Origin of the sequence: Burkholderia sp. B10 (assembly GCF_004368385.1) — a bacterium.
GTDB lineage: Bacteria > Pseudomonadota > Gammaproteobacteria > Burkholderiales > Burkholderiaceae > Burkholderia > Burkholderia vietnamiensis.
The window spans coordinates 1-4,260 of sequence record NZ_PQMX01000145.1 but is presented as its reverse complement, the minus strand read 5'-3'; the positions used below and the strand labels follow the sequence as shown (position 1 = coordinate 4,260).

At 68.6% G+C, this 4,260-nt stretch carries 3 protein-coding genes and 1 pseudogene; all 4 read left to right on the top strand.

All coding sequences use genetic code 11. The features are described from left to right. Positions 1 to 153 precede the first annotated feature (153 nt). Entirely contained in the window at positions 154 to 1,407 is a 1,254-nt protein-coding gene (locus tag C3Y15_RS31110) for a porin (RefSeq protein ID WP_045577963.1), read from the top strand. A gap of 106 nt (positions 1,408 to 1,513) precedes the next feature. Then, positions 1,514 to 1,585 (top strand): annotated as a pseudogene (locus tag C3Y15_RS31105) (peptidoglycan-associated lipoprotein); the annotation flags it as partial. 444 nt (positions 1,586 to 2,029) lie between these two features. Continuing rightward, positions 2,030 to 2,182, top strand: coding sequence for a hypothetical protein (locus C3Y15_RS31935; RefSeq protein ID WP_014724861.1), 153 nt, complete (start codon positions 2,030 to 2,032; stop codon positions 2,180 to 2,182). 536 nt (positions 2,183 to 2,718) lie between these two features. Further along, positions 2,719 to 4,260, top strand: a 1,542-nt coding sequence (locus C3Y15_RS31100; RefSeq protein WP_134206936.1) for a sensor domain-containing diguanylate cyclase, incomplete at its 3' end; no start/stop codon positions are given.

The following is a 4,260-nucleotide window of genomic DNA, read 5'->3' as shown; positions in this document are numbered from 1 at the left end:
CCCATCGATTCCACCCGATTTCGCAGAAGACCTTTACTGTGCAGCGACTTAATCGACCGTTGCGCGATCTCCAATAATTGCCGCTCGATTCGTCGGCCGGGGGGCCGACGCGGCCCGCACGGCGGTTCTGCCGCGCTAATGATAAATATTCCTATGCATTCCACGACCAAACGAAAGGCCCGCGCTCGCATCGCCGCGCTGCAATCCACCCAACGCGCGCGCCGCGCGGGCACGGCCGCGGGGACGGCCGTCGTCGCCTGCATGGCCGGCTTCCTTCCGGCCTCCGCCAACGCGCAGAGCAGCGTGACGCTGTACGGCCTGATCGACACGTCGATCACCTACGCAACCAGCCAGCGCGCAGGGGGCGCCGGCTCGCACGGCAGCGGCAGCGTCGGGCTGACGAGCGGCGCATTGAACGCATCGCGCTGGGGGCTGCGCGGCCGCGAGGATCTGGGCGGCGGGATGGCCGCGATATTCGCGCTCGAAAACGGCTTCTCCGGTACGAACGGCAAGCTGTCGCAGAAAGGCGTCGACATGTTCGGCCGCCAGGCGTGGGTCGGCCTGAGCTCGCACTCGGCCGGCGCGCTGACGTTCGGCCGCCAGTACGACCTGATCATCGACTTCGTCACGCCGCTCGGCGCATCGGGTCCGGGCTGGGGCGGCAACCTGGCCGTGCATCCGTACGACAACGACGATTCGAACCGCAACCTGCGCATCAACCATGCGGTGAAGTACGTGAGCCCGACGTATCGCGGGCTGAGGTTCGGCGCGATGTACGCGTTCTCCAACGCCGCCGGCCAGTTCTCGAACAACGCCGCGTGGAGCGCGGGCGTGTCGTACGAAAACGGGCCGTTGAAGCTCGGCGCCGGCTACCTGAAGATCAGCCGCGATCGCAATGCGCCGAACCCCGACGGTGCGCTGAGCACGATCGACGGCTCGGCGACGATCACCGGCGGCAACCAGCAGATCTGGGCACTCGCCGGACGCTATTCGTTCGGCCCGCACTCGGTCGGCGCCGCATGGTCGCACTCGGCGACCGACGGCGTGACCGGCGTGATGCAAGGCAGCGGTATCACGCCGTTGAAGGGCGAGTCGCTGGTGTTCGACAACTTCTCGGTCGACGGCCGCTATATGGCGACGTCCGCGTTGAGCCTGTCGGCCGCGTACACGTACACGATGGCGCGTTTCGACACGCGCACCGGCCAGACGCGCCCGAAATGGAATCAGGTCGTCGCGCAAGTCGACTATGCGTTCTCGAAGCGCACCGATGCGTATCTCGAAGGCGTCTATCAAAGCGTCAGCGGCGGCCACGGCAATCACGCGTTCGACGCCACCGTCTGGACGCTGACGCCGTCGGCCAACAGCAACCAGGTGGTCGTCGCGCTGGGGCTGCGCCACAAGTTCTGATGCCGTGCTGCCGCGCGTCATGCGCGGCACTGGAACCTTCCCGCGCTGCCCGTGCTGGGGCGGCCGGGAAGCTGGTCGCACCGCGACATTTTTCCTCGCTACGGGAAAGCCGCTGGCGCTCGCCCACGACGAAGCGTCGTGGGCGCAGAACCGCAGGGCCGATCTCGTCTATCGCCGATCGGCTGGACGCCGCGGCCGACGCGGCGTCTACGTCACCCGCGTTCGACGCCCGATGCGCCTACCACCATCCTCCCCGATCTCCCGCGCGACGCAATCGCCGTCGGCGCACCTGCACGCGCCACGTGCGGCTCGTCAGCCGCGAATACGAGGCGCGCGGCCGGTCATGTGGGTGAAGCCAGTCAAGCGTGACGACGCGTGCGCGCCCAGGGAAAGCAATCCGCTCCTCTCCACCCAGGGACGCGCCACCCAAGAACCAGCGCTTGCCCCGATCAATCTCCGATGACCGCAGCCGTGCGCGTGATCGCGCATGCACGATCGCGCGCTGAACCCGATATGCAAAAAGCATGGAATAAGCGGCGCTCGCGATACGTGTTGCCGTTGCGTTGCGCGCGCTCGTACGAAATGGCTCGTCAAGCGATCTGCGCAGCGAAAGGAGGCTGAGATGAAACCGGCACGAGCGACCGCGGCGCTGATCGCGGTGTTGGCGCTGCTGCTGACGACCGGATGCACGTCGGCGGACGGCGGCGCTGCGCAAGGTTCCGGCATGAGCCGATACGGCGGCGCAGGCGGTACAGGCGGAGGCGGTAGCTACTGAAGCATCGTCGGCCGTTTGCGGGCGGAGCGTCGTGCGCGGGCGCCGCCGTAACGCTGCCGCATCGCGAGCGGCGCCCCGTTCAGCCCACGTCCGCATAAATGCCTTCACGTCGGTCGGTGTGGCGCCGCGGGCGCGCCGCTAGCTGCATACAGATTCCCAGACGACGAGCGAGATCACCGCCGCCGAGCACGCGCGCGACGCTCGGCATCCGCCGCGCGCTTTCCCCGCCCGCGAACCGAAGCGCGGCACGGCCCGCACCCGACATCGTTCGGATATAAGCCCTGGCGCGCCTTCCACATGAAATACTTATTGAAATCCTGATGACGGCCTCGCCGCAGGGCGCGACGACCAGTCGCGAGCCGTCGTCCGGAGCGTCCCACGCGCCATAACCGCGGCGCCGCACCGGGGAATCCGCGAGGCTCGCACGCGCGATGTTTCATGGTAATGTCGTCGCATCCGACTCACCGGTCATCCCACCCTCTGCCGCGCGCCGGCGACCGGTTGGAAACCGCCTCGTGTCCAGGTCAAAAACAACCATGGCAGTCAAGGCCCGCCTGCTGAACGCCGTTCTCTCCACGCCGCCCAGCGGCAATCACCACGTGACGGCTGCGCTGCGCCCGTCGATGCTCGTCACGCTGTTCGAAGACGTCCGCCCAATGGCGTTGTCCGGCATCGCGAGCGGCTTCGTCGCGGCGATCGCCCTGATCCGGCTGCAGCAACTCTGGTGTCTGATCTGGCTGTGCGTCGACGTCGGCCTGCTCGCCGCGCGGCTCGCCATTGCCCGCGCCTATGTCGTGCACGACGCCGCCGGCGAAGGCCGCCCCGAATACTGGGCGCTGCGCTATGCGCCGGTGTCGCTCGCCGCGTGCTTCGTGCTCGGCCTCGGCGTCATGGGCTGCCTCGATTCGCCCGACATCGAACTCGGCACGCTGTCCGTGATGGTCGCGGGGGGCGTGTTCGGCGGGATCGCATCGCGCAATTCGGCGCTGCCGCGGCTCGCGATGACGCAGGTCACGCTCGGCGTCGTGCCGATCGCCATCGGCGCGCTGCTGGTCGAGCGGCCCGGCGCGTGGCTGCTGCTGCCGCCGCTCGCGATCTATCTCGCCGCCATGCGCACGGTCGTGCAACGCCATTACCGCGTGCTGGTCGCGCTGATCGCGGCGCGTCAGCGCAACGCCGAGCTCGTCACGCGCTTCGACGCGGCGCTCACCTACATGCCGCACGGCCTGTGCATGATCGACGGCGACAGCCACGTGATCGTCGCGAACCGGCGCACCGCGCAGCTGTTCGGCTCGCCGCGCGAGATCATGCTCGACACGCCGCTGCCCGACGTGATCGCGGCGCTCGGCGCGAACGCGTCGACCGATTCCGACGGCGCCGGCCTCGCGGCGCAATGCGACGTCTGGCTGAGCCACGACGAGCCGGTGCCGCTCGACATCGAGCTTGCCGACGGCCGCCAGCTCGAGCTCACGCGCCATCGTGTGCCGGACGGCAATGCGGTGATCATCGTCGAGGACGTCACCGCCCGCCGCCAGACCGAGCAGCATATCCGGCACCTCGCGCGACACGATGCGCTGACCGGTTTGCCGAACCGTCACGAACTGCATGCGGCCCTGAAGCGGATGCTCTCGCAGCGGCCGCGCCTGCCGAGTCCCGCGCTCGCGGTCATGTATCTCGACCTGGACGGCTTCAAGTCGATCAACGACCGCTGCGGCCATCAGGCCGGCGACGAAGTGCTGATGCAGGTCGCCGAGCGGCTCGCGCGCGCACTGCCGCCCGGCGCGCTGGCGGCGCGCGTGGGCGGCGACGAGTTCATCGTCGCGCTCGACGACACCACGATGCACGAAAGCTCGCTCCTCGCCACGCGGATCATCGGCCAGATCTCGGCGCCCTACACGCTGTCGGTCGGCGTGACCGTCAGCCTCGGGATCAGCATCGGCATCGCCCTCGACGACGGCCACGGCAACCCGGACGAGCTGATCCGGCAGGCCGACAGCGCGCTGTACGACGCGAAGTCGGCCGGCAAGGGCATCTATCGCTTCTATTCGGCAGGCAGCCACCGCCCCATCGCCCCGGCC

What these genes read in the sequence shown, in the direction of transcription:
- C3Y15_RS31935 (WP_014724861.1), top strand. Translation starts at nt 2,030, where the DNA reads ATGAAACCGGCACGAGCGACCGCGGCGCTGATCGCGGTGTTGGCGCTG.
- C3Y15_RS31110 (WP_045577963.1), top strand. Translation starts at nt 154, where the DNA reads ATGCATTCCACGACCAAACGAAAGGCCCGCGCTCGCATCGCCGCGCTG.